This window comes from Maricaulis sp. (assembly GCF_039978735.1).
Classification (GTDB): Bacteria; Pseudomonadota; Alphaproteobacteria; order Caulobacterales; family Maricaulaceae; genus Maricaulis.
This window is the reverse complement of the sequence record NZ_JBDWAS010000008.1, coordinates 38514-60251: the sequence shown is the minus strand read 5'-3', so window position 1 is coordinate 60251 and position 21738 is coordinate 38514. Positions and strand designations below refer to the sequence as shown.

25 protein-coding genes and 1 tRNA gene are annotated in these 21738 nt (G+C 64.4%); 7 read left to right on the top strand and 19 right to left on the bottom strand.

Annotated elements, in window-relative coordinates:
* Positions 1–52: 52 nt before the first annotated feature.
* The 3 genes from ABJO18_RS02820 to ABJO18_RS02810 all read left to right on the top strand — a co-directional run bounded on the left by ABJO18_RS02820 (position 53) and on the right by ABJO18_RS02810 (position 1974).
* Positions 53–1297, top strand: coding sequence for an FAD-dependent oxidoreductase (locus tag ABJO18_RS02820; protein WP_348508512.1), 1245 nt, complete (start codon positions 53–55; stop codon positions 1295–1297).
* A gap of 84 nt (positions 1298–1381) precedes the next feature.
* The gene (locus ABJO18_RS02815; RefSeq protein ID WP_348508511.1) at positions 1382–1579 is read left to right on the top strand and encodes a type II toxin-antitoxin system HicA family toxin; all 198 of its coding nucleotides are present in this window, start codon (positions 1382–1384) and stop codon (positions 1577–1579) included.
* 2 nt (positions 1580–1581) lie between these two features.
* The gene (locus tag ABJO18_RS02810) at positions 1582–1974 is read left to right on the top strand and encodes a type II toxin-antitoxin system HicB family antitoxin (protein ID WP_348508510.1); all 393 of its coding nucleotides are present in this window, start codon (positions 1582–1584) and stop codon (positions 1972–1974) included.
* A 15-nt stretch (positions 1975–1989) separates the two neighbouring features.
* Here the strand turns inward: ABJO18_RS02810 and ABJO18_RS02805 are convergent.
* From ABJO18_RS02805 to ABJO18_RS02780, 6 genes are all read right to left on the bottom strand, one after another.
* Positions 1990–2067 (bottom strand) — tRNA-Pro (locus ABJO18_RS02805).
* Between the two features lie 106 nt (positions 2068–2173).
* A complete protein-coding gene (locus tag ABJO18_RS02800; protein WP_348508509.1) occupies positions 2174–2620 on the bottom strand; it encodes a MerR family transcriptional regulator in 447 nt (148 codons plus the stop codon).
* A 36-nt stretch (positions 2621–2656) separates the two neighbouring features.
* Positions 2657–2962 (bottom strand): integration host factor subunit alpha, encoded by a 306-nt coding sequence (locus tag ABJO18_RS02795; protein WP_348508508.1) that lies wholly within the window; start codon positions 2960–2962, stop codon positions 2657–2659.
* 97 nt (positions 2963–3059) lie between these two features.
* Positions 3060–4037, bottom strand: a complete 978-nt coding sequence (locus ABJO18_RS02790; protein WP_348508507.1) for a beta-ketoacyl-ACP synthase III — start codon at positions 4035–4037, stop codon at positions 3060–3062.
* Positions 4034–5089, bottom strand: a complete 1056-nt coding sequence (plsX, locus tag ABJO18_RS02785; protein WP_348508506.1) for a phosphate acyltransferase PlsX — start codon at positions 5087–5089, stop codon at positions 4034–4036. The genes ABJO18_RS02790 and plsX overlap by 4 nt, the downstream gene beginning before the upstream one ends.
* Positions 5090–5185: 96 nt before the next feature.
* On the bottom strand, positions 5186–5722 hold the full coding sequence (locus ABJO18_RS02780) for a ubiquinol-cytochrome C chaperone family protein (RefSeq protein WP_348508505.1): 537 nt from the start codon (positions 5720–5722) through the stop codon (positions 5186–5188).
* A gap of 119 nt (positions 5723–5841) precedes the next feature.
* Here ABJO18_RS02780 and bamE point away from each other — a divergent pair, with 119 nt between their 5' ends.
* The gene (gene bamE / locus ABJO18_RS02775) at positions 5842–6336 is read left to right on the top strand and encodes an outer membrane protein assembly factor BamE (protein ID WP_348508504.1); all 495 of its coding nucleotides are present in this window, start codon (positions 5842–5844) and stop codon (positions 6334–6336) included.
* A 109-nt stretch (positions 6337–6445) separates the two neighbouring features.
* Here bamE and ABJO18_RS02770 read toward each other — a convergent pair whose 3' ends face one another.
* The 3 genes from ABJO18_RS02770 to ABJO18_RS02760 form a co-directional block, all read right to left on the bottom strand.
* The gene (locus ABJO18_RS02770) at positions 6446–7234 is read right to left on the bottom strand and encodes a hotdog domain-containing protein (RefSeq protein ID WP_348508503.1); all 789 of its coding nucleotides are present in this window, start codon (positions 7232–7234) and stop codon (positions 6446–6448) included.
* A gap of 211 nt (positions 7235–7445) precedes the next feature.
* Positions 7446–8885 (bottom strand): alpha/beta fold hydrolase, encoded by a 1440-nt coding sequence (locus ABJO18_RS02765; RefSeq protein ID WP_348508502.1) that lies wholly within the window; start codon positions 8883–8885, stop codon positions 7446–7448.
* 189 nt (positions 8886–9074) lie between these two features.
* Positions 9075–9551, bottom strand: coding sequence for a hypothetical protein (locus tag ABJO18_RS02760; protein ID WP_348508501.1), 477 nt, complete (start codon positions 9549–9551; stop codon positions 9075–9077).
* 163 nt (positions 9552–9714) lie between these two features.
* Here ABJO18_RS02760 and ABJO18_RS02755 point away from each other — a divergent pair, with 163 nt between their 5' ends.
* Positions 9715–10803: a serine hydrolase gene (locus ABJO18_RS02755; protein ID WP_348508500.1), complete on the top strand. Its 1089-nt coding sequence runs from the start codon at positions 9715–9717 to the stop codon at positions 10801–10803.
* A 37-nt stretch (positions 10804–10840) separates the two neighbouring features.
* Here the strand turns inward: ABJO18_RS02755 and ABJO18_RS02750 are convergent, their stop codons facing one another.
* The 9 genes from ABJO18_RS02750 to ABJO18_RS02710 form a co-directional block, all read right to left on the bottom strand.
* Entirely contained in the window at positions 10841–12172 is a 1332-nt protein-coding gene (locus ABJO18_RS02750) for a pyruvate dehydrogenase complex dihydrolipoamide acetyltransferase (RefSeq protein ID WP_348508499.1), read from the bottom strand.
* A 15-nt stretch (positions 12173–12187) separates the two neighbouring features.
* On the bottom strand, positions 12188–12592 hold the full coding sequence (locus tag ABJO18_RS02745) for a GFA family protein (protein ID WP_348508498.1): 405 nt from the start codon (positions 12590–12592) through the stop codon (positions 12188–12190).
* Complete coding sequence (locus ABJO18_RS02740) at positions 12589–13251, bottom strand: hypothetical protein (protein ID WP_348508497.1); 663 nt, start codon at positions 13249–13251, stop codon at positions 12589–12591. Before ABJO18_RS02740 ends, ABJO18_RS02745 begins: the two co-directional genes overlap by 4 nt.
* Positions 13252–13256: 5 nt before the next feature.
* Positions 13257–14669, bottom strand: coding sequence for a pyruvate dehydrogenase complex E1 component subunit beta (locus ABJO18_RS02735; protein WP_348515723.1), 1413 nt, complete (start codon positions 14667–14669; stop codon positions 13257–13259).
* Positions 14670–14681: 12 nt separating this feature from the next.
* A complete protein-coding gene (locus tag ABJO18_RS02730) occupies positions 14682–15131 on the bottom strand; it encodes an aldehyde-activating protein (RefSeq protein ID WP_348509548.1) in 450 nt (149 codons plus the stop codon).
* 8 nt (positions 15132–15139) lie between these two features.
* Positions 15140–16252 (bottom strand): serine hydrolase domain-containing protein, encoded by a 1113-nt coding sequence (locus tag ABJO18_RS02725; RefSeq protein WP_348515722.1) that lies wholly within the window; start codon positions 16250–16252, stop codon positions 15140–15142.
* Positions 16245–16655: a nuclear transport factor 2 family protein gene (locus ABJO18_RS02720; RefSeq protein ID WP_348508479.1), complete on the bottom strand. Its 411-nt coding sequence runs from the start codon at positions 16653–16655 to the stop codon at positions 16245–16247. The genes ABJO18_RS02725 and ABJO18_RS02720 overlap by 8 nt, the downstream gene beginning before the upstream one ends.
* 94 nt (positions 16656–16749) lie before the next feature.
* Positions 16750–17766, bottom strand: coding sequence for a pyruvate dehydrogenase (acetyl-transferring) E1 component subunit alpha (gene pdhA / locus ABJO18_RS02715; protein WP_348508480.1), 1017 nt, complete (start codon positions 17764–17766; stop codon positions 16750–16752).
* Between the two features lie 268 nt (positions 17767–18034).
* A complete protein-coding gene (locus tag ABJO18_RS02710; protein ID WP_348508481.1) occupies positions 18035–18340 on the bottom strand; it encodes a septum formation initiator family protein in 306 nt (101 codons plus the stop codon).
* Between the two features lie 186 nt (positions 18341–18526).
* On the opposite strand from ABJO18_RS02710, the gene ABJO18_RS02705 reads away from it, so the two are divergent.
* Both ABJO18_RS02705 and nhaC read left to right on the top strand, forming a co-directional pair.
* Positions 18527–19690: an aminotransferase class V-fold PLP-dependent enzyme gene (locus ABJO18_RS02705; protein ID WP_348508482.1), complete on the top strand. Its 1164-nt coding sequence runs from the start codon at positions 18527–18529 to the stop codon at positions 19688–19690.
* Positions 19687–21132 carry a Na+/H+ antiporter NhaC gene (gene nhaC, locus ABJO18_RS02700; RefSeq protein ID WP_348508483.1) on the top strand — a complete coding sequence of 482 codons (1446 nt, stop codon included), beginning with the start codon at positions 19687–19689 and terminating at the stop codon, positions 21130–21132. The genes ABJO18_RS02705 and nhaC overlap by 4 nt, the downstream gene beginning before the upstream one ends.
* Here the strand turns inward: nhaC and ABJO18_RS02695 are convergent.
* Positions 21129–21734 (bottom strand): response regulator transcription factor, encoded by a 606-nt coding sequence (locus ABJO18_RS02695; protein ID WP_348508484.1) that lies wholly within the window; start codon positions 21732–21734, stop codon positions 21129–21131. The two genes, nhaC and ABJO18_RS02695, sit on opposite strands and share 4 nt — an antisense overlap.
* Positions 21735–21738: the final 4 nt, after the last annotated feature.

Genomic DNA, 21738 nt, shown 5'->3' with positions numbered 1-21738 from the left:
TGTCGCAGACAGGCAAAAGACGACAACAAGTCACGACGGGGATCGATAGAGCATGACGGATGCGACGGTGATCATTCTGGGGGCCGGCCAAGCCGGCGGGCAATGTGCTGCGAGCCTGCGGCGGTCCGGTTTCGACGGGCGCATTGTTCTGGCGGGCAGCGAACCGCACCCGCCCTATCAGCGCCCGCCCCTGTCCAAGGCCTATCTGGCCGGCGAGATCGGCGAGGACCGGCTGTGGCTGCAGCCGCCGCAGGTATGGGCTGACCAGAAGGTCGAACTGCGCCTGGGCGTTACCGCGACGGCGATCGACCGGGACGCAAAATCCGTCAGCTTCGATGACGGCACGACGGAGACCTATACCCATCTCGTCATCGCCACGGGATCGCGTGTGCGCCCCCTGCCCGTGCCCGGCGCCGATCTCGACGGCGTGCGCTATCTGCGCACCATTGCCGATATCGACGCGCTGAAGGCCGATTTCCAGCCGGGCAAGCGCATCGCGATTGTCGGCGGCGGCTATATCGGTCTGGAAGCGGCCTCGGTGGCGAAGAAGCTGGGCGCGGAACCGGTTGTCATCGAGGCGATGGACCGCCTGCTGGCGCGGGTCGCCGTGCCCGAATTGTCAGCTTTCTATCTGGACGCTCACCGCTCGCGCGGGGTGACGGTCGAACTGTCCGCCCAGGTCGAGGCCATCGAGGGCAGCCAGGGGCGCGCCGGCGCGGTGCTGCTGGCCGACGGGCGCGAGATCGCCTGCGACAGCGTGCTGGTCGGCATCGGCGTCCTGCCCAACCAGGAATTGGCCTCCGCCGCGGGCCTGACCACAGGAAACGGGATCGGTGTCGACAGTGAATGCCGCACCTCGGATCCTGCCATCTTCGCGATCGGGGATTGTGCCGAACAGGAGAACTGGATGACCGGCACGCGGATCCGGCTGGAATCCGTGCCCAATGCGCTCGACCAGGCCAAACACGCTGCCGCGGCGATCTGCGGCACACCGGCCCCCAAACCGGAAGTGCCCTGGTTCTGGTCCGACCAGTTCGAGCTGAAACTGCAGACCGCCGGCGTAATCGGCCAGCAGGACACGACACTGCAGCGCCGCCCGGCCGATCCGGCGGGCGGTCACTTCACCCTCTTCCATCTAAAGGACGGCGTGTTGATCGCGGCGGACTGCGTCAATGACGCTCACGGCTTCATGGCCGCCAAGATGATGATTGCCCAGCGCGCAAAGCCGGACCTGGACGATCTGGTCAATCCGGACGTGCCGATGAAGGATGTGATGAAGGCGGCACTGAGCCAATAACCATTGGTTGTTTTTGAGTTCCTTTGCCCGATAATAGCGTATTGACGCAACCCGGGAAGGCGCATATAAATACGCCTTATTAATGTGCCGGAATTCGAGAGAAACAGCCGCAAACTGATAGCGCGCCTGCAACGGGACGGGTTTGAGCTCATTGGTGCGCGTGGATCCCATCACAAATTCCGCAAGGGTGCGGTCACGTTGATCATCCCTCACCCCAAGAAGGACCTGCCCATGGGTACGGTTCGTGCCATCTATCGCCAGGCCGGCTGGATCGAGGAGTGAGCATGAAGCATTTCATCGGAATCGTTCACCAAGACGGCGACAACGCCTATGGCATCCAGTTTCCGGACGTGCCGGGCTGTTTCTCCGCTGCAGACGATCTCGACGACCTGCCGCGCCTCGCTCGCGAAGCTTTGGCGCTGTGGTTCGAAGACGCACCGCCCGTAGCGCCGCGGAGCCTGGCAGAACTCCGTCAGGCCCCCGAAGTTCGCGAGGCCATGCGTGATGACGGGTTCTTTCTCGCCATTCCGCTTATCCAGCTGTCCGGGCGGACGGTGAAAGCCAATCTCACCATGGATGCCGGTCTGTTGCAGGCGATCGACGCGACGGCGCGTGCCCGCGGCATGACCCGTTCGGCCTTCCTGGCCGACGCGGCACGGCGGGAAATCTCGGGATAATCGTCTTGAGAAAAATGGTCGGAGCGGCGAGATTCGAACTCGCGACCCCCGGTCCCCCAGACCGGTGCGCTAACCGGGCTGCGCCACGCTCCGACACTCACTTTTGGACAGGCGGACCTGTCCGATGGGGAGGCCGGTTATAGGGTGAGGCGAAACCGGCTGCAACCAGCCTGTCAGCGGAAAATGCAATCGGTGCGGCCTATGGCTCGATGGCCGATTTCAGCTTGGCACGGGCGTTCTCGAGATCGGCGATGATATCGTGCAGCTGGCGCTGCGGCCCGTCGGCCGGGCGCGGCACCGCCGGTGCCGGCTGGGCCGGTGTTTCGATGTCGGCGGCGTCGACCGCCATCGGGCCGGTCTCCACCACGCCGGCCCCGAGATCCATCACGGAAGCAACGCCATTATCCTTGAGAAATTTGCGGGCGCCCTTGATGGTGAACCCGTCTTCATAGAGCAGACGCTTGATGCCGCGCAGGAGCTGCAGGTCCTGCGGCCGGTAGAAGCGGCGCCCGCCGGCCCGTTTGAGCGGGCTGATCTGGGGAAACTTGCTCTCCCAGAAACGCAGGACGTGCGCAGGCACATCCAGCTCCTCGGCGGCTTCGGAGATGGTCCGGAAGGCTTCCGGCGATTTCTTGCTGACCGACATGTGCTACCGCGCCAGCGCCGCCCTGCCCGCTCGGGGTCAGTCCTTGGACAGGGAGGAGTCGACGCGCTCCTTCAGAACTTGCGACGGTTTGAACACCAGAACGCGGCGGGCCTCGATCGGGACTTCCACACCGGTCTTGGGATTGCGACCGACCCGGCCGCGCTTGTCGCGCAACAGGAATGACCCGAAGGAAGAGAGTTTGACGCTCTCACCCGAGGCCAGCGTATCCGAGATCATGCCGAGTACGGATTGAACGAGATCGGCCGATTCCTGCCGCGACAATCCGACTTCCTGGTACACGGCTTCCGCCAGATCGGCTCGCGTTAAAGTTTTATCCGACATAACCATCCCCACATAGATGAAGACAGGCTACGCCTCCTTGCCCGGTCAGGTCAACGCCAAGGCCTTGGTTCGACGGAATAAACACGACGATTTCGCGCTAGAAGCGCGCCAGGACCGCGCCCCAGGTGAAGCCGCCGCCCAGAGCCTCCATCAAAACGAGATCGCCGCGCTTGATCCGGCCGTCCTGAACCGCCCGGTCGAAAGCGAGCGGGACCGAAGCCGCCGAGGTATTGCCGTGATCGGCCACCGTGGAGATCACTTTTTCGGTCGGGATCGACAACTTCCGCGCGACGCCTTCCAGGATACGCTGATTGGCCTGGTGGGGCACGAACCAATCGACTTCCTCAATGGAAACGCCGGCCCGGCCGGCGATGGTGGTCATGGACTCGGCGATATTGGTCACCGCATGACGGAAGACCTGGTTGCCGACCATGCGCAGATGGCCGACCGTGCCGGTGGAGGACGGGCCGCCATCGACATGGAGCAGGTCCTTGAAGCGGCCGTCGGAGCGCAGATAGGTCGCGAGAATGCCGTCGGCGCCGTCAGTACCGGCCGGTTCGCCGGCCGTCAGCACCATCGCGCCCGCTCCGTCGCCGAACAGCACGCAGGTCGAACGGTCGGTCCAGTCGAGGATGCGGGACATCGTCTCCGCCCCGACGACCAGGGCCGTTTCCGCCTGGCCGCGCGCGATCATGTTGTCGGCGACCGAAATTGCGTAGACAAAGCCGGTACACACCGCCTGCACGTCGAAGGCCGCGCCTTTCGTGGCGCCCAGCCGCGCCTGCAGCATGGTGCCGACCGAGGGGAAGGTGAAATCCGGCGTCGTGGTCGCCACGACGATCAAATCGACATCCTCGGCCGTCAGCCCGGCATCGTCGAGCGCGCGGCGGCAGGCCTGCTCGGCCAGATCGGCCGTCGTCACACCGTCCGGTGCGATATGGCGCTGGCGGATACCCGTGCGCTCGCGGATCCAGCTGTCGCTGGTATCCACCATGGCGGCGAGGTCGTCATTGGATAGAATCCGGTCGGGCAGATAGCTCCCGATGCCGGCAATACGCGCAAGTCTGTCGGTCATGAGGCCGCAGCGACACCCTGTTCTTCGGATTGGGCGAACTTGTCGAGATTCTTGCGGATCTCGGACATGAAATCACTCTGGGCCATGACATAGGCGAGGCCCAGCGCAGAGGCGAAACCTTCGCCATCGGCACCGCCATGGCTCTTCACCACGATGCCCTTGAGACCCAGCAACACACCGCCATTGATGTAGCGCGGATCCATGCGCTGGCGCAGCCGGTCGAGCGCGCCGAGCGACAGGAGGCCGGCGGCGATCTTGCTGAGCAGAGAGCTGGTCAGCGCTTCGCGGACCCAGCCCGCCACCAGCCGCGCCGTGCCCTCGGCGGTCTTCAGGGCGATATTGCCCGTGAAGCCGTCCGTCACCACGACGTCAATGCTACCGCCGGAGATATCATTGCCCTCGATGAAGCCCTGATAGGCGATATCGAGACCGGAGGAGCGGATCAGCTGGTCCGCCTCGCGAACGATATCATTCCCCTTGAGTTCTTCCTGGCCGACATTCAGCAGGCCCACGGTGGGCGCTTCGCCGCCAAACACGGCGCGGTGATAGGCCTCGCCGAGAATCGCAAATTCCACGAGCTGGGTCGCACCGCACTGCACATTGGCGCCAACGTCGAGCACGACGGTATGGCCTTTCGGCGTCGGCCAGTTGGCCGAGATCGCCGGGCGGTGCACGCCCTTCTTCATGCGCAGGATGACCTTGGCGATGGCCATCAGCGCACCGGTATTGCCGGACGACACGATGGCGCCGGCCTCCTCGGCCTTCACGGACTGGATGGCGTTCCACATCGAGGATCCGCGCGCCCGGCGCACGGCCTCGGAAGGCTTGTCGGTCATCTGGACGAGCGTGTCGGTGTGCCGCAATTCGCAGACGGCAGCGACCTTGGGATTGGCGGCCAGAAGCGGCGCCAGCAGGGCTTCGTCGCCGTGCAGGAGGTATCTCACCTTGCGGTCCGGCCAGCGTTTGAGCGCATGGCCAATACCCTCGACGACCGCCTGGGGACCCAGATCGCCCCCCATGGCGTCAACGGAAATCGTGGGGATAGCTGTCATGAGCCGCGATATTCAATCCTTCGCAAGGGTGGCGTGGCGCCGGAGCCCGCGGAACTTAGACCATGATTGTCGAGATGCAAGACGGCAGGCCCGCTGTCACGCCGCGGGAAAGGCCGGACGCTCGCCGGCCACAAGCGGTTCAGCCCCCTGCCCGCGCAGTGCGGCAGCGGCCGAGTTGACGTATAGGGCAAGGCGTTCTGCGCGTGCATCCGGGGTCTCGAACCCGAGCAGATTGCGGGCGAGAACCTGCTGCAATTCCCGGCCTGAATCGTCTGCTTCCAAAGCCGTCTGGAGGGCCTGGGCGCGGCCGTAAAAGCCCTCCGCCATGAAGCGGATCTTCTTGCCGACGGCCGAATCTCCCACACCGAGCTCGCGCATGCCGGCGTCGAAATCGTCAAACATGACATCGAACAGGGCCTGGCTGACGGCCTTGGCCTTCTCGTCCTGCGATGTACGCAGCTCCAGCATGACCAGGGCCGTGTGCAGCACGACCAGCTCGAAACGCCCTTCCAGCGTGTCGGCCACGCCCGCCTCGCCATACAGGGCAGGCTGGCGCGCGGCATCCACAATGGCGCGATAGAGTGTTTGAGCGGTCTGTTTTTCCGGCTTGGGTGCAAACAGGCGGCGCAGCATGCGATTGCGGGCTCCCATCAATTCGCGCTTGAAGCTAAGCTCACCCTTGGTTAGGTCAAGACACGGCAACAGGGACGCTTTGCGCCCGCCCGTCGTGTGCCAGGGAGTTTTGAAAGTCCATGAAGCGTCACCTCAGCCTTGCCCTTCTGGTTGCCGTCAGTGCTGCCGGCGTATCCGCCTGCAACCCGGTGCTCCGCTCCCATGGCTATCGCTACACCGTTACCGAGGAGCCGAATATCGTTCCGGCCGAGGACACCCGCGACAGCGTTCTGGCGCGTCTGGGCAATCCTTCAACCACGGGCACGTTCGAGGACGACACCTGGTATTACATCTCCTCGACCCGCGAGAGCCTGGCCTATCTGCGTCCGGCCACGCGCGACCGCCGTATCATCGCTGTCAGCTTCGACGAAGCCGGCACGGTCGCCACGGTGAATGAATACTCGCTGCAGGATGGCCGCATCGTCGCCTATGCCGATCGCGAAACCCCGACCCGTGGCCGCGAGCTGAGCTTCCTGGAGCAGCTGCTGGGCAATGTCGGCCGTCTGCCGTCCGAACAGTTCGGCGGCGAACAGAACCTGCCGGGCGGTGCCGGCGGTCCGCGCCGGGACCAGTAACCCGGCCGGAGCATTTTCTGCAAAAGTGGGAACCGGTTTTGCGGTTCGAAAATGCGACCACTCAAAAATCCGAAGCAAGTTCATCTGCCTCAATGACGATGAAGTTGCGCTAGACTTTCAGAGGCGATGCCGGGGTCGGCTGCCCCTCCCCGTCCAGCGCCACCATGACATAGCTTGCCTCGCCGACGAGACGGCGCTCGCCGCTCATCAGATCCTCGGCTTCTGCGCGCACCGCGACCTGCATCGAGGTGCGGCCGACCGACACCACATCCGCGATCACGTCCAGAAGCTCGCCCTCTTTCGTCGGGGCGATGAAGTCGATCTTGTCGGAAGCAGCCATGCCGACATTGCAGCGCGTATGGCGCGAGGCGGCGATATAGGCCGCCTTGCCCATCAGCGACATGGCATTGCCGCCGAACAATTGCCCCAGATGATTGGTGTCGCCCGGAAAGACGAGCTGCAGCGTGCGCGCATAACCCGCCGGGCTGGGCGCGAAATCCGGCCGAGAATCGGGGGCCGGCGGCAGGCGATCCGGATTGGACTTGCGGTCGGCGGCCACCATGGTGAAGGCGCCGCGGGTGCAGATATGGCGCACGCCGGTCAGCAGGTTCTCCGCAGCCAGCTCGACATCGACGATCATCGAATGCCGCCCGACCATGCGGACCTGGCCGGTCAGCTCGACCAGATCGCCGACATGGGCCGGTGCAACGAAATCCAGCTTGTCGCAGGACGCCGTCACGAAGGGCCGCCGCGCATGCCGCGCCGCGACAAGGAAGGCGACCTTGTCCATCTCGGCCATGGCGGCACCGCCGAAATAGCTGCCCTGGTGATTGGTCTGGTGCGGAAACACCAGATCGGTATGGCGGATTTCGGCGAGATGGGCGGGCTGGGATGTCACGGGATCTTCCTCTCCTGTCATCCCGGCCGGATACCCCGCGAAGGCGGGGTGGAGCGCCGGGATCCATACACTCGCTATTGGCCAAAAGCAGGGTCTATAGCGAAGACAGCTGGACAAGCACCGGGATTATGGGTCCCGGACTTGCGCCCGGCTTGAGGCCGGGCATCCATCCGGGATGACAGTAGAGATTTTTGACGGCGCTGCACCGGCTTTACTGCATAGAGGCAGGCGTGCAGCGCTCCGCCACCGCATCGCCTTCGATGAAATCCTCCATCGAGTCATAGAGACAGTCCGGCGCGAAGAACCAGCTGGCATGGGGCGCACGCTCCACGGTCACCAGGGTGATATCCGTGCCGCCTGCCTCAAGCGCCGCGATATGGCGCTCTGCCCCTTCGAGCGTTGTCTTGGGGTCGAGCGTGCCGTGCACCACCAGGACGGGCGGCAGATCGGCATAGGGGGCGTCGAACCATTCGTCTCGGGGATAGGCGGGCATGGAGGTGCGGGTCTGCAATTGGGTCAGCGGCGAGGTGAACCACAGCCCGGCCTCTTCCGCCGCGACGGCATCGGCCGTCATCTCCGGACGGCGATTGGTCTCGGAGACGCCGATCAGGCCCGCCAGGGTGATGGAGAAGGCCGACCCCTCGTAGTCCGACACGGCGGACAGCGCGGCGAAGGCGGGCACGACCTCACCGGTGTAGAAAGCACCCAGCGCCTGCGGCCGGTCGATCGCGATATCGATCATCTCCGGGATCAGGGCACGCGCTGCCGGCACGTCCAGCATGGTGCCCAGCGTGTGGCGCAGATTGCCGCCGGGCAGGGTCTCGGCGATGTCGTCGCGATGGCCCGCCGCGATGTCCGCCAGCAGGCGGGCATATTCGGCTTCAATGCCGCCCTCGAAACGGCCATTGCACGCCGGGTCGGCAGCGCAGGCCGCCAGCACACGCCGGCCGACGAGATCGACGGTGTGGGAGCGGTGCGAGAGGTCGTACTGCGTATCGTCGAGCGCGGGTACGAGGGAATCGAGGATCAACCCGTCTACTGAGGCCTCGTGCAATTGGCCGAAGCGCAGGGCCAGACCCGTCCCGTAGGACACGGCATAGACCCAGCGCTCGCCCTCGCCGCCCAGGCGGGCGATCAGCGTGTCGAGATCGTGCGCGGCATGCGTCATGGAGAACTGCATGGTGCGCTCTGACTGAGCCCAGATCTCGCCGAAACAGGGCCCGAACTCGCTGCCGGCCAGCGCCGTCCCCGCTTCGCTCTGCAGGGTTTCGCCCGAACACAGGTGCGCCGAGCGGCCGGTGCCGCGATGATCCGGGATCAGGATGTCAAAGCCGGGAAAACGCGCCCGGAAGTCCGCGATCTTCGTGTAGAAGCTCGTGCCCGCCTCGCCCGGCCCGCCGGCCAGCATCCAGATTTCGCCCGCGCGCTCGGCCCGGGCCGGGAATTTGCGCACGAAAAGACCGATCCGCTCTCCCTCGGGCGCGGTCTGGTTCAGTGCGACGCTCTGGACGGTGCAGACACTGCCGGCGAGCTCGGGATGCCCGTCTTCCTGCGGACAGGCACCGAAGGCGTCCTGCCCGCCGGTTGGCGTGGTGGCGCAGGCGCCCAGCATGGCGGACAGGATGACACCGGCGGCAACAAGATGTTTCAAACTCAACTCCCGGACTCAAATCGCAAAATCACGCTTCAAGTCCGGGATGCAAGCAGCGGCGCCAGTGGATGCAGTCTGTGTGCAGTCAGAGCATTTTTAGCAAAAGTGGGAACCGGTTTTGCGGTTCGAAAATGCGACCACTCAAAAAGCCAGAACCATTTCATCGCCATTGAGGCCGATGAAATGGTTCTACCCGGTTACCGCGATCCACACGCCCGCGCCGACACGGTCCGCGCCATTGCGGCGTGAATGCAGGCGCAGCCAGGTGAAGCGGCCGTCCTGCGGTTCGTCCCAGATATCGATCTCGACGATATGGCCCATACCGTAGGCGCCGGAATCGCGGTGCCACTCGATGCCGGGATCGGTGTCATCGTGCAGTTCCAGCGGCGGGTCGTTGCGGACCTCGTGGGGCTGCCAGCCCTTCGGCCAGCCGCCATGGGGGCTGACCTCGATCCGCCAGGCCGGCTGCCAGTACCAGGCGTCACCCTGCCAGACGCCGTAGCGCAGGCGGGCGGCGGTCTCTCCGGCGATCTCGACATGCAGCGCCCGCGCACCGTCCTCGCTCTGCCACAGGCCCTCATAGGGCGCCAGGACCGCGAGGTCCGGATGGACACTGGCCGGGGCCTGCAGGGCCAGGCCCAGAAAGAGGATCGAAACACAGGACATGCGGGCAGTGTGCCTGCTGCGGGCGCATGCCGCCCTCCCCGGTTCGGGGGACGCGGCGGCGCATCTGAACAGATCGACATCTGCCGGTCACACTCCGGATGGGGCGGCATCGCCAAGAAAGATCCCGCACGCCGGACAACCGGCCACTGAACTGGGGGATTTCATGTTCAATCATCACACCGCGTTTCTGACGCGGATTTCCGTTGCGGCCGCGACCAGCCTGGCTGTTCTGTCCGGCACGGCGCTGGCGCAGGGCGTGCCGGACTGCAGCGTCTATCCGCTGGCAAGCGCCGCCGATCCGGCCGCGCTCGGCTGGAGCGGGAGCGATCTCGCAGCGCTGGATGCACGCGCCGAAGAGCTCGGCTCGGCCGCGCTGATGATCGTGCAGGGTGGCGAGATTGTGTACAGCCGGGGCGAGATCGAACGTCCCTTCCTGCTGCACTCGCTGCGCAAATCCGTGATGAGCGCGATGATCGGCGTGCTGGTCGACAATGGCGCGATCACGCTGGACACAACACTTGCCGAGCTGGAAATCGATGATCTGCCCGGGCTGACCGAGACCGAACGCAGCGCGACCGTGCGCGACATCATCACCGCCCGCTCAGGCGTCTACATCGCCTCGGCCGCCGAGACGCAGGCCATGGCCGATTCCCGGCCGGAGCGCGGCGCCTATGCGCCCGGCGAGCACTGGTATTATAACAACTGGGACTTCAATGTTGCAGGGCATATCTTCGAGCGCGTATCGCATCGCACCTATAATGGTGCCTTCCAGCGCATGTTCGCCGAACCCATGTGCATGCAAGACTGGAACGCTTTCGGCTCCTACCGCTTCTACGCGCCGGGCACGGCCTTCCCGGCCTATCACCTGCGCATCTCGGCCCGCGATCTGGCACTGTTCGGCCAGCTCTTCCTGCAGGACGGGCAGTGGAATGGCGAACAGCTGATTTCAGCCGACTGGGTCGCCGACAGCACCGCCACGCACTCGCAGACCGAATGGCCGGGCGCCTGGGCGGGCGGCTATGGCTATATGTGGTGGAAACCGGCAGATGACGCGAGCGCAGAAGCGGCTGGCCTGGCACCGGACATGTATACCGGCGCCGGCGCTGGCGGACATTATCTGACCGTCATTCCCAGCCGCGATATGGTCATCGTCCACCGCATGGATACCGACCAGCCCGGCACACCGCGCCTGGGGATGACAGCCTACGGCGAATTGCTGGCCGAGATCCTGGCGCTCGGCGAGCCGGACTGACCGGCCCGCCTGTACGTCGGACGTCGGAGACCCGTGGCTACATCAGCATCGTCATCGGGTCTTCGACGAAAGTCTTGAACGCCTGCAGCCATTTCGCGCCGGTGGCGCCATCGACCACGCGGTGATCGCAGGTCAGCGTCACCGTCATCACCGTCGCGATCGCCAGCGCCCCGTCCTTGACGACCGGGCGTTCTTCGCCGGCCCCGACAGACAGGATCATGCCCTGGGGCGGGTTGATGATGGAGGCGAAGCTGTCGATCCCGAACATGCCCAGATTTGAGAGCGAGAACGTGCCGCCCTGGAATTCCTCGGGCTTCAGCTTCTTCTCGCGGGCGCGGGCAGCCAGATCCTTCATCTCGCGGGAGATCTCGACCAGGCCCTTCAGATCGGCATCCTTGACGATCGGCGTGATCAGACCGCCTTCGATCGCGACAGCGACCGAGATATCGGCATGCTTGTGCCGGGCGATATGCCCGCCCTCGATCCAGGAGGAATTCGCCGCCGGCACCTTCTTCAGCGCCAGGCCGGACGCCTTGATCAGGATGTCGTTGACGGAGACCTTGTCGCCATCCTTCTCGGCGACCGCATTCACCCGCTTGCGGAAGTCCAGCAGCGCATCGATCCGGCAATCCACGTTGAGCGGGAAGTGCGGGATATCGCGGAAGCTCTCGGACAGGCGCTTCGCCGAGATCCTGGTGATATTGTCGGCCTTCTCGACCTCGTAGCGGTCGCGGGCGATGCCATAGGCCTTGAGCGGATCGTCCATGTCGACCGGAGCCGCAGCCGGAGCTTCGGCAGCCTTGGACGGCGCGGCCGACGGCTGGGCCTTCTCGACGTCACGCTTGACGATACGGCCATAAGGCCCCGAACCCTCGATGGTTTTCAGGTCCAGACCCTTGTCGCCCGCGATGCGGCGCGCCAGCGGGCTGGCCTTGATCCGGTCGCCATCCCGGGACGGCGGCGGCGGGGCCTTGCTCCCGGCCGGCACGTCTTCAAGCTTGCGCGTGCCGGACGCGCCGGAAGATGTCTGCGACTTGGATTCCGATTTGGCTTCCGCCTTGTCGTCCGATTTCGCCTCGGCGTTGTCGTCGCCCTTGCCGGCGTCCTTGAGCGCGCTTTCGTCCTCGCCCTCTTCCAGCAGGATGGCGATGACGGCGTTGACCTTCACACCTTCCGTGCCTTCGGAGACCCGGATTTCGCCGACGACGCCCTCGTCCACGGCTTCCACTTCCATGGTCGCCTTGTCGGTCTCGATCTCGGCAATGACGTCACCACTCTCGACGGTATCGCCCTTTTTGACATGCCATTTGGCCAGCGTGCCCTCTTCCATCGTGGGCGACAGGGCGGGCATCAGGATTTCAATCGCCATGGGTCTTTTCCTCGTTCAGGCCTGATTGGCCGCAGTCGTGGGCATATCGTCGTCTTCGTTCCAGCTGGCGCCGTCGAATTCCTGAAAGCGCAGCTGCAGGTTCGCATCGGGATCCAGGCAGCGCAGATTGACGGACATCCCGTCCGGGCGCGAGCGCATGGTGTGGTGCGTGGTCACGTGGCAGGTCCTGCACGAACGATGCTTGGCCGTGTGCGTGTGAAAGGAATACTCGTCGATATTCTCTTCGCCCTGGGTGACGCGGAAATCGGCATCGTCCACCACCAGATGGATGAAGCCGGTCTTGGCGCACAGCGAGCAATTGCACGAGATCGCCACGACCTGATCGGTCACATTCGCCTCGAAGCGCACGGCCCCGCAATGGCAGCCGCCGGAACGCCAGGATTTGGTGGGTGTGGTCATTCTTCCTCCTTCTCCGAACGCGCATCGGAGAGGAGTTTTTCCATTCGCTTCGGGAGAGAGACGTTTTCGGACTCCGCCCGGCGACGCAGAATCACCTCCATAATTTCCGAAAATCGATCTGCGACAGGCTTTGATTTTTCCGCCATTTCGCCTGCGGTGAACGCCAAATCACCCAAGAAGGAAAAAAATCGATCAGTTCGAGTGGAAACCATATCGATTTCCTTCTCCAGATCGCCAATTCTTCTATAGAGGGCATTCTTCTTGCGATCTGACAATTCAGAATCGTCTATCATACCTCTGATATCATTCAACTTATCACGCATCATAGATTTCTCGTCAGCGTTTAGCTCAACGACACCTAGGGGATCGCGATTTTCAGAAATACTTTCGAACAGAGAGCCGACTTTATAATCAGCTTCTAATCCGGAAATAACATTCAAGGTACCAATGAGCGTGTCGTTCGCATCATTCCGATACGGGCGCGCTATTCTCTCATACCCATTACGCTCAAGCATCGCGTTTATGATGTTGTTTAGCCTGTTGGCTGTTGTCTGAGGAAGCTCCTCAATAAGGCCTTCAGCTTCGACACGCCGACAAAACTCGAACATCGCCTCCAATTCATCCTGAGGTAAAGCGGTCAAGAGCTTTTCTATATTCATCCACCCTACTCCGCGTAGCAGACAGCCTTCGCCGCCTTCACGATATCCTCCACGCCCGGCAGGGAGAGTTTTTCCAGATTGCCGGCATAGGGCAGCGGCACGTCGGCCTGGTGGACGCGGGCGGGTGGGGCGTCGAGATAGTCGAAGGCCTCGGCGGTAACGACAGCGGCGATTTCCGCGCCGACGCCCATGCGGCCCCAGCCTTCCTCGGCGCAGACGATACGATTGGTCTTTTTCACCGAATTGACCACGGTCTCGGTATCCAGCGGACGCAGGGTGCGCAGGTCGATCACCTCGGCGTCGATCCCCTCTTCCGCCAGCTTCTCGGCAGCCTCGAGGGCAAAGCCGACCATGCGGGAATGGGCAGTGATGGTGACGTCCTTGCCGGTGCGGCGGATCTTGGCCTTGCCGATCGGCAGCACCCAGTCATCCGTGTCCGGCACGTCGAAGGTTTCGCCGTAGATCAGCTCGTGTTCCAGGAAGACCACCGGGTTCGGGTCGCGGATGGCGGCTTTCAAGAGCCCCTTGGCATCGGCCGCATCATAGGGCGCGATCACCTTGAGGCCGGGCACATTGGCATACCAGGCGGAATAGTCCTGGGAGTGCTGGGCGCCGACGCGGCTGGCCGCCGAGTTGGGACCGCGGAAGACGATGGGACAGCCCATCTGGCCGCCGGACATGTAGAGCGTCTTGGCAGCGGAGTTGATGATCTGGTCGATCGCCTGCATGGCGAAGTTGAAGGTCATGAACTCGACGATCGGCTTGAGGCCGTTGAAGGCCGCGCCGACGCCCAGGCCGGCAAAGCCGTGCTCGGTGATCGGCGTGTCGACCACGCGCTTGGGACCGAATTCGGCCAGCAGGCCGCGCGTCACCTTGTAGGCGCCTTCGTATTCGGCGACTTCCTCGCCCATCACGAAGACCGTCTCGTCGCGGCGCATTTCCTCGGCCATGGCGTCACGCAGCGCGTCGCGCACCGTGGTCTCGACCATTTTCGTGCCTTCCGGCAGGTCCGGATCCGAGGCGTCCGGCGCAGAATGATCGACAAAGACCGGCTCGCCTTCCGGCGCATCCGGCGTCTCGTCCTGCGCCTCGTCCGAACCGTCCTCATCGGACGCACTGGAGGCCGCAGCGCTTTCGCTGCCGGCTTCGGGCGCCTCGATCTCGTCGGGGTTCTCGCCCTCTTCGGCCAGCATGGCGATCGGCGAATTCACCTTCACGCCCTCGGTGCCCTCCTCGACCAGGAGTTTGGCGACCACGCCCTCCTCGACGGCTTCGACTTCCATCGTCGCCTTGTCGGTCTCGATCTCGGCAATGACATCGCCGCTCTCGACGCTGTCACCTTCCTTGATCAGCCATTTGGCCAGCGTGCCCTCTTCCATCGTGGGCGAAAGGGCCGGCATGAGAATGGGGATAGGCATGGTATCTTCCGTTCAGTGAGGGCCGAAATTGGATGCGGCAAGCTGTGGGTTCGTGAAACGTGTGGGCGTCCACTTGTCGAAACGCCGGGCGATGCGGGCCTCGGTTGTCTCGGCGGCAAAGTCGGCGGGGGCTTCCTCGATGTCGAGAAAGTCCGTCATGCGCAGGCCCACCACATTGATGGTCGAGACGATACGCGCGCCCTCGCCCATCACGGCGGCCACATAGGTGCCGCAGGTCCTGCAGATCAGAAAGTCCGCCGTGCGCAGGGCAAAGCGGTAGCGATGGATGTCGTCCGGACTGCAATCGATCTCGATCGCGCCGGCCGGGTCGGAAATGTTCACGGCGCCCTGGCGGCGGCAGAAATCGCACTGGCAGGTGCGCACGCCCAGCTCGGCCGGCGTACGCTCGCTCTGGAAACGCGCCTTCACGGCGCCGCAATGACAGTGTCCGGAATAGTGCATGATCGCCGCTACTCCCGGTCCGGACAGACGGGCGAGCCGCTGTCGATACGGCTGTAGTTCAGCCAGTCCATGATCGTGCCGACATCGCCGACGACAGGTTCGGCCAGCGGCACGGCGACGCACAGACCGTCCCAGCCATTGGCGGCATAGATAATGGCGTCGCGCCGGTCGACATCGATGGCGACAAAGGATTTGAAAGCGCCATTATCGCCCCAGTGGAAGGCGATCCGGCGGCCGTTCTCGCGATAGAGCCCCCAGCCCAGCCCCCAGTCGATCCCGGCGCCTTCGGACATTTCGCCCTCCCGGCCGAACGCGTCCCACGCCACCGGCTGGGTCGGAGTGAACAGGGTCTCGCGCAGATCGTCCTGATCATCATCGAGCAGCCAGGCGACGAAACGCCCATAATCGAACACGCTGGCGGTAAGCGAGGCCGCGGCATGTCCATCGACCGCATCGCGGCGCGGGCGAACCGAACCGTCGCGATTGACCGCCATCACCGGATCCGCAGAACCGGCTGCATAATGGCTGTCCGTCATCCCCGCTCGGGCCGCCAGCGGCGCGAACAGCGCTTCCAGGCTTTTCCCGGTGCGCTGTTCCAGCATCGACTGCAGCAGGCCGTAGGCTTCGCCGGAATAGCGGAAGCGAGACCCCGGCGTGCCGGAAAACTCCAGCGGGCCGCCCGCCTCGTCTGCCCAGTTGGGCAGCGTCGTACCGTGCGACAGGATCATGCGCGGGGTCACGCCGGCGAAAGCTTCGGCGTCGGCGATGCGGGGAAAGTCGGACGCCGGTCCGAGATCGCCGTCCAGATCGTAGACACCTTCCTGCGCCTGACCGGCGGCAATCGCCGCGAAGACCGGTTTGGACAGGGAAGCAAATTCGAAAACGGTGCGATGGGTAACAGGCGCGCTGTCCGCCTCGACACCCGTCCTGCCGAAGCCTTCGGCCCAGACCAGTTCACCATTGCGGATCACAGCCACGGCCATGCCCGGAGCGTCAAGACGCTCCAGATAGCCCGGAACGGCCGCCTCGACCGTCTCGACGGCCGGCCCGGCGCTGTCCGTGCAGCCGCCCGCCGCCAGCATGGCGACGCTTGCGATCAGAAGGCCCAGCCGGCTAGCCATTGGCGGCCTCCGGCTTGTAGCGCAACGCGTGCTCGCGCATGCGTGTGGCGAATTCCAGCAGCGTGTTCATCGGCCGGATCAGCACCTCGATCCGGTTCATGTGACCGGCATCGTCGAGCGAAATCTTGTCGATTCCCACCAGACCCTTGCCGTCCACCGTACCGGTGAATTCCAGGATGATCTCATTGCCGTCCACCCATTGCTGGCGATAGGCAAAGCCCTCGACCGTGGTGATCACGCCCATCAGGATGTGCAGCAGATAGTGCGTGTCGGCCGACGGCTTCCAGACCACCGGCGAATGCAGCTCGCAGCCCTCCGCGATGATCGACGCCAGCAGCGTCTCGTCGCGCGTTTCAACGGCGCGGTGCCAGGTATCGAGAAAGTGCTTCACTTGCGGTGTCATGATCGTCCTCCCTTGTCAGGACCACAGTCGCGCACAGGCTCGCCCGGCAGGCGAGTCCCGCGTACAGCGTAGCTATGGGCCGACAAGGCCAAACCTACACCTCCACCAGCACATCCGTGTAGAGCTCGGACGGATCCGGCTCGGGGCTGTCCTTGGCGAACTGGGCGGCGTCGTTGACGACCTTCTTCACCTCCTTGTCGATCTCCTTCAGCTCCTCCTCGGTGGCATGCTTGCCCTCGATGAGACGCTTCTTGACGAGATCGATCGGGTCGTGGTGCGAGCGGATATCGTCGACTTCCTCGCGCGTGCGGTATTTCGCCGGGTCGGACATGGAGTGGCCGCGATAGCGGTAGGTCTTCATTTCCAGAATATAGGGGCCGTTGCCGTCGCGAGCGTGTTTGACGGCCTTGGCTGCCGCCGCCTTCACCGCCTCGACATCCATGCCGTCGACTTCCTCGCCGGGAATGCCGAAGGAGAGGCCGCGCTTGTGCAGCGCGGTTTCCGACGAGGCGCGCTTGACCGCGGTGCCCATGGCGTACTGGTTGTTCTCGATCACATAGATGACCGGCAGATCCCAGAGCTTGGCCATGTTGAAGCTCTCATAGACCTGGCCCTGATTGGCCGCACCGTCACCGAAATAGGTCACGGCGACCTTCTTGTTTTCCTTGTAGCGGTCGGCGAAGGCCAGGCCTGTGCCGAGCGAGACCTGGGCGCCGACGATGCCGTGGCCGCCATAGAATTGCTTCTCGCGGGAGAACATGTGCATCGAGCCGCCCTTGCCGCGCGAATACCCGCCCTCGCGGCCGGTCAGCTCGGCCATGACACCGTTCGGGTCCATGCCGCAGGCCAGCATGTGGGCGTGATCGCGATAGCCCGTGATCACCTGATCGCCCTCTTCCAGCGCCGCCTGGATCCCCGTGACGACCGCTTCCTGGCCGATATAGAGGTGACAGAAGCCCGCGATCAGGCCCATGCCGTAAAGCTGGCCGGCCTTTTCCTCGAAACGCCGCATCAGCAGCATGTCGCGATAGTACTGGAGAAGCTCGTCTTTTCCGGCGGACTTGGCCGAGGATTTCGATGCGGTGGTCTTGGTCGTACGCTTGGCAGCCATTTCTTCGCACGCGAAATAAAGCTTCGCGCTCCCATCTGACGGTCACTGCCGCATATCAGATGGATGACGCCAACGGCAAGCTCCATGGCCAAAAAAGGGCATGCTGCAGGCGCGTTCGGGTGGGGCTCAACAAGCCAAACTGGATGTTTTCCCCGGACGTGTTCCGGGGCCCGGCAAAAGGAGGGATTTTTAGCTGTCAGCCACGAACGCGCATGCATGCCAGACCCCGGAAAGGGTCCGGGGGAAGTGGCAGCATGTGAAACCTACCCTAGCGCTGCGGCGCGGGTTCGATTTCGACGATGAATTCGCGGGGATGGGCGACATTGAGGATGTCGCGGGCGCGTTCCTCGACATAGTCGAGGTCGAGACTGTCCGAGCGCAGGCGCGCCGCTGTCTCTTCAAGCTGTTCACGTTCGGAAACGGCGATGGCGAGTTCGGCCTCGGCGGCGCCAATCTCGTTCTTGACGACAATCCAGTTCAGAACGCCCTGCTCGCCGGTGAGCGCGTGATAGCCGAAATAGGCAATCGCCACCGCAAGAAAGGCACTCGTCCCGAAACGCTTGATCGCGTCCAAATCCACCACCTGTAACTGGCCGGTTGTCCCGCACCGGCTTCATATCCTGCCAGTGATTCAACACGAGCAGGCTTTAGGAACGGTGAATCCCGGATTCAGGACTGGGTAAGAGATTGGGTCGGATTGAGGCGTGCCGTCTCGCGCAAGTGCTGGCATGGCTTGCCGAAATCGGCCATGGTCTCCGCCATGAGGGGACTGGATTCACACGATGAACTGATCTGCCTGCGGGCCGGAGGACAGCCGCAGGCCGGTGCCGAACCGGTACTGCCGCCGATCGTCCAGGCTTCGCTCTTCCGCCATGCACGCACCGCCGACCTTATGGACGGGCTCGCCCATGAAAGCCGCCGCACGGTCTATTCCCGCGGCACGAATCCCGGCGTGCGCGCCCTGGAGACCAGCCTGGCCGCCCTGGAACGTGCCGGCGACTGCCGCTGTTTCGGATCGGGCATGGCCGCCATCGCCGCCACACTGTTCGCGATTCTCGACAGCGGCGATCACATCCTGTTCGCCGGCGATATCTACGGACCGACCCTGCAGCTTGCCACGCAGCTCGAACGGTTCGGAATCACCCACAGCCAGGTCTTCCCCGAAGGCGAAACCGCCCTGGACACGATTGAGGCCGCGCTGACACCGGCAACCCGGCTGATCTTCGTTGAAAGTCCGGGCACCATGCTGTTCGGCCTCCTACCCCTCGAGGCCATCGCCCGCCTGGCGCACAGCCGCAACATCCTCACAGCCATCGACAATACCGTCGCCACGCCGCTGTTGCAGAAACCGGTCACGCTCGGTTTCGACATCGTGCTGCATTCCTGCTCGAAATATATCGGCGGCCATTCCGACGTGATCGGCGGCGCCGTGATGGCGTCCGAAGACCTGGTCCAGCGCATCTTCGAACGCGGTTATATGCTGCTGGGCGGCATCCAGGCACCGCTGGACGCCTTTCTGCTCACGCGCGGGCTGATGACCCTGCCCGCCCGGCTGAAGCAGCACCAGGCCGATGGCGAGACGCTCGCGCGGGCCCTGGCCGAGCATCCGCGCGTGCGCCGGGTCTTCCATCCAGCACTCGATGACGGGTCAGCTGACCTGTTCGAACGCCAGATGCGCGGACATTCCGGCCTCTTCTCCATCGAGATCGACGCTCCGGATTTCGACCGTGTCTGCGCCTGTCTCGACCGGCTCAAACTGTTCGGCCGCGCAGTCAGCTGGGGCGGTGTCGAAAGCCTCGTCATCCCGGCAGGCCGGGCCGATGGCCGCGATGCGCGCCGCCCCTTCAACCTTGTCCGCCTGTCGGTCGGGCTGGAAGGCCCGGACAGGCTGCTTGACGATCTCGACCAGGCACTCGGCCAATGACCTCTACATCCAGACAAACAGACCTGCCGCTGCTCCTCGCCCTTCTGCCCCTCGCCGTCCTGCTGACCGCCATAGCGGGCGGCGTAGCGCTGTCGGGCTTCGGCGGCGAGATCCTGATCGTCGCCATGGCGCTGGCCGCGCTTTGCGCGGGCCTGATCGCCCGCAGCCGCGGCGCCGGCTGGGAGGCGATCCAGACGGCCGCCGGTGCCAAGATCGCCGACGTCCTGCCCGCCATACTGATCCTGCTCTCGATCGGTGTGCTGCTGGGCGCCTGGATGTTTTCCGGCACGATTCCGCTGATGGTGGTGACCGGTATCGCCCTCATCGATCCGGGCTATATCGTCCTGACAGCCTTCATCGGCACGGCGCTGATGTCGATCATGACCGGCACGTCCTGGGGCTCGGCCGGCACGCTGGGCGTCGCTTTTATCGCGACCGCCGAAGCCATGGGTCTGCCGCTGGCCCCGGTCGCGGGCGCCGTCGTCTCCGGCGCCTATTTCGGCGACAAGCTGTCACCGCTCTCCGACACGACCAATGTCGCCGCCATTGCGGCCCATGTTCCGGTCTTCAGCCACATCCGGCACATGCTGTGGACGGCCGTTCCGTCCTTCATCCTCGCCGGACTGGTCTACGCGCTCGCCGGCCTGTTCGGCAGCGGCGGCGATACCGCCACGCCGGAGACGGCCGCGGCGACCTCCGCGGCCCTGGCAGGCCTGTTCCGGCTTGATGCGCTCGCCCTGCTGCCGGTCGCGCTGGCCATCGGCGGTATCGCCTTCCGCCAGCCGCCAGCGCTGGTGATCCTGGCGAGCTCGGCGCTGGCGCTTGTTCTTGGCGTTGCTGCCCAGGGCTGGGCGGCTGGCGATGCTGTCCGCGTCGTGATGGGCGGGTTCGACGTCTCAATGACCGGCACCGCACCGGATACGCTCCCTGCCGCCCTGCCCGGCCTGCTCAATCGCGGCGGCCTGGCCTCGATGGGGCAGACGCTGATCTTCATCATCACGGCCTTCGTGCTGGCCGGTGCGATGGAGACCTCCGGCGCCCTCGCCCGCCTGATGCAGGCGCTGCTGAGTGCAGTACGCTCCACCTTCAGCCTCGTCGCAGCAACCCTGGCAGCCGGGGCGACCTTCGTCGCCATCACCTCCCATGCCGGCGTGACGGCGCTGATCGTCGGTGAGCTCTTCCGCCCCGCCTATCGCGACCGCGGGCTGGCGGGCGAGAACCTGTCGCGCTCGATCGAGGATTCAGTGACGCTGGTCGAACCCCTCCTGCCCTGGACCGTCTCGGCGCTGTTCATGGCCACCACGCTGGGCGTGCCGACGCTGGACTATGCCCCCTGGGCGCTGTTCTGCCTTGGCGGACCGGTCTTCTCGCTGCTGATCGCGGCGCTTGCGGGGGTCTGGGGCAAGGGTATCCGGCGTCTTCCGGAACCGGATCTCAGCTAGACCAGCCCCTCGTCCACCGCCGCCGCAATCGCCGCCGAGCGGGTCGCAACGTCGAAAGCGCGCAGGATCGCCGAGACATGCACCCGGACCGTGAAGGGCGAGATGCCCAGATCCCGCGCGATCTCCTTGTTGGTCGCACCCTGGGCCAGCCCGCGCAGCACATCGAGCTGGCGCGGCGACAATTCGGTCGGGCGGATGTCGTCATCGCGCGATTCCAGCAGCACGCACTGCCCGCCCGCCTGTATCTCGGCCAGGGCTCGTCCCATACCGGCAGGCGAAACGGCCTTGGACAGAAAGCCGTTGGCACCGGCTTCCATCATCGCATTCACCGTCTGCAGATCGTCGGTCATCGACACGACAATGATCGTGGTCAGCGGCATGGCCTGCCGCAGGCGCGCAAAATCGCGCTCGGCCTCGAAACCGGGGAAAACCAGATCGAGCAGGAGGATGTCCGGCGGCATGTCCGTTTGCGTCCACAACACGTCTGCGCGATCCGCCTCGTTCAGCCGCGCTGCCGGAAACGCCTTGATCGCCACGCGCTTCATGCCGTCACGGAACAACGGGTGGTCGTCGACAATGAGGATGTTCAGCCGCTCCTGCATCGCC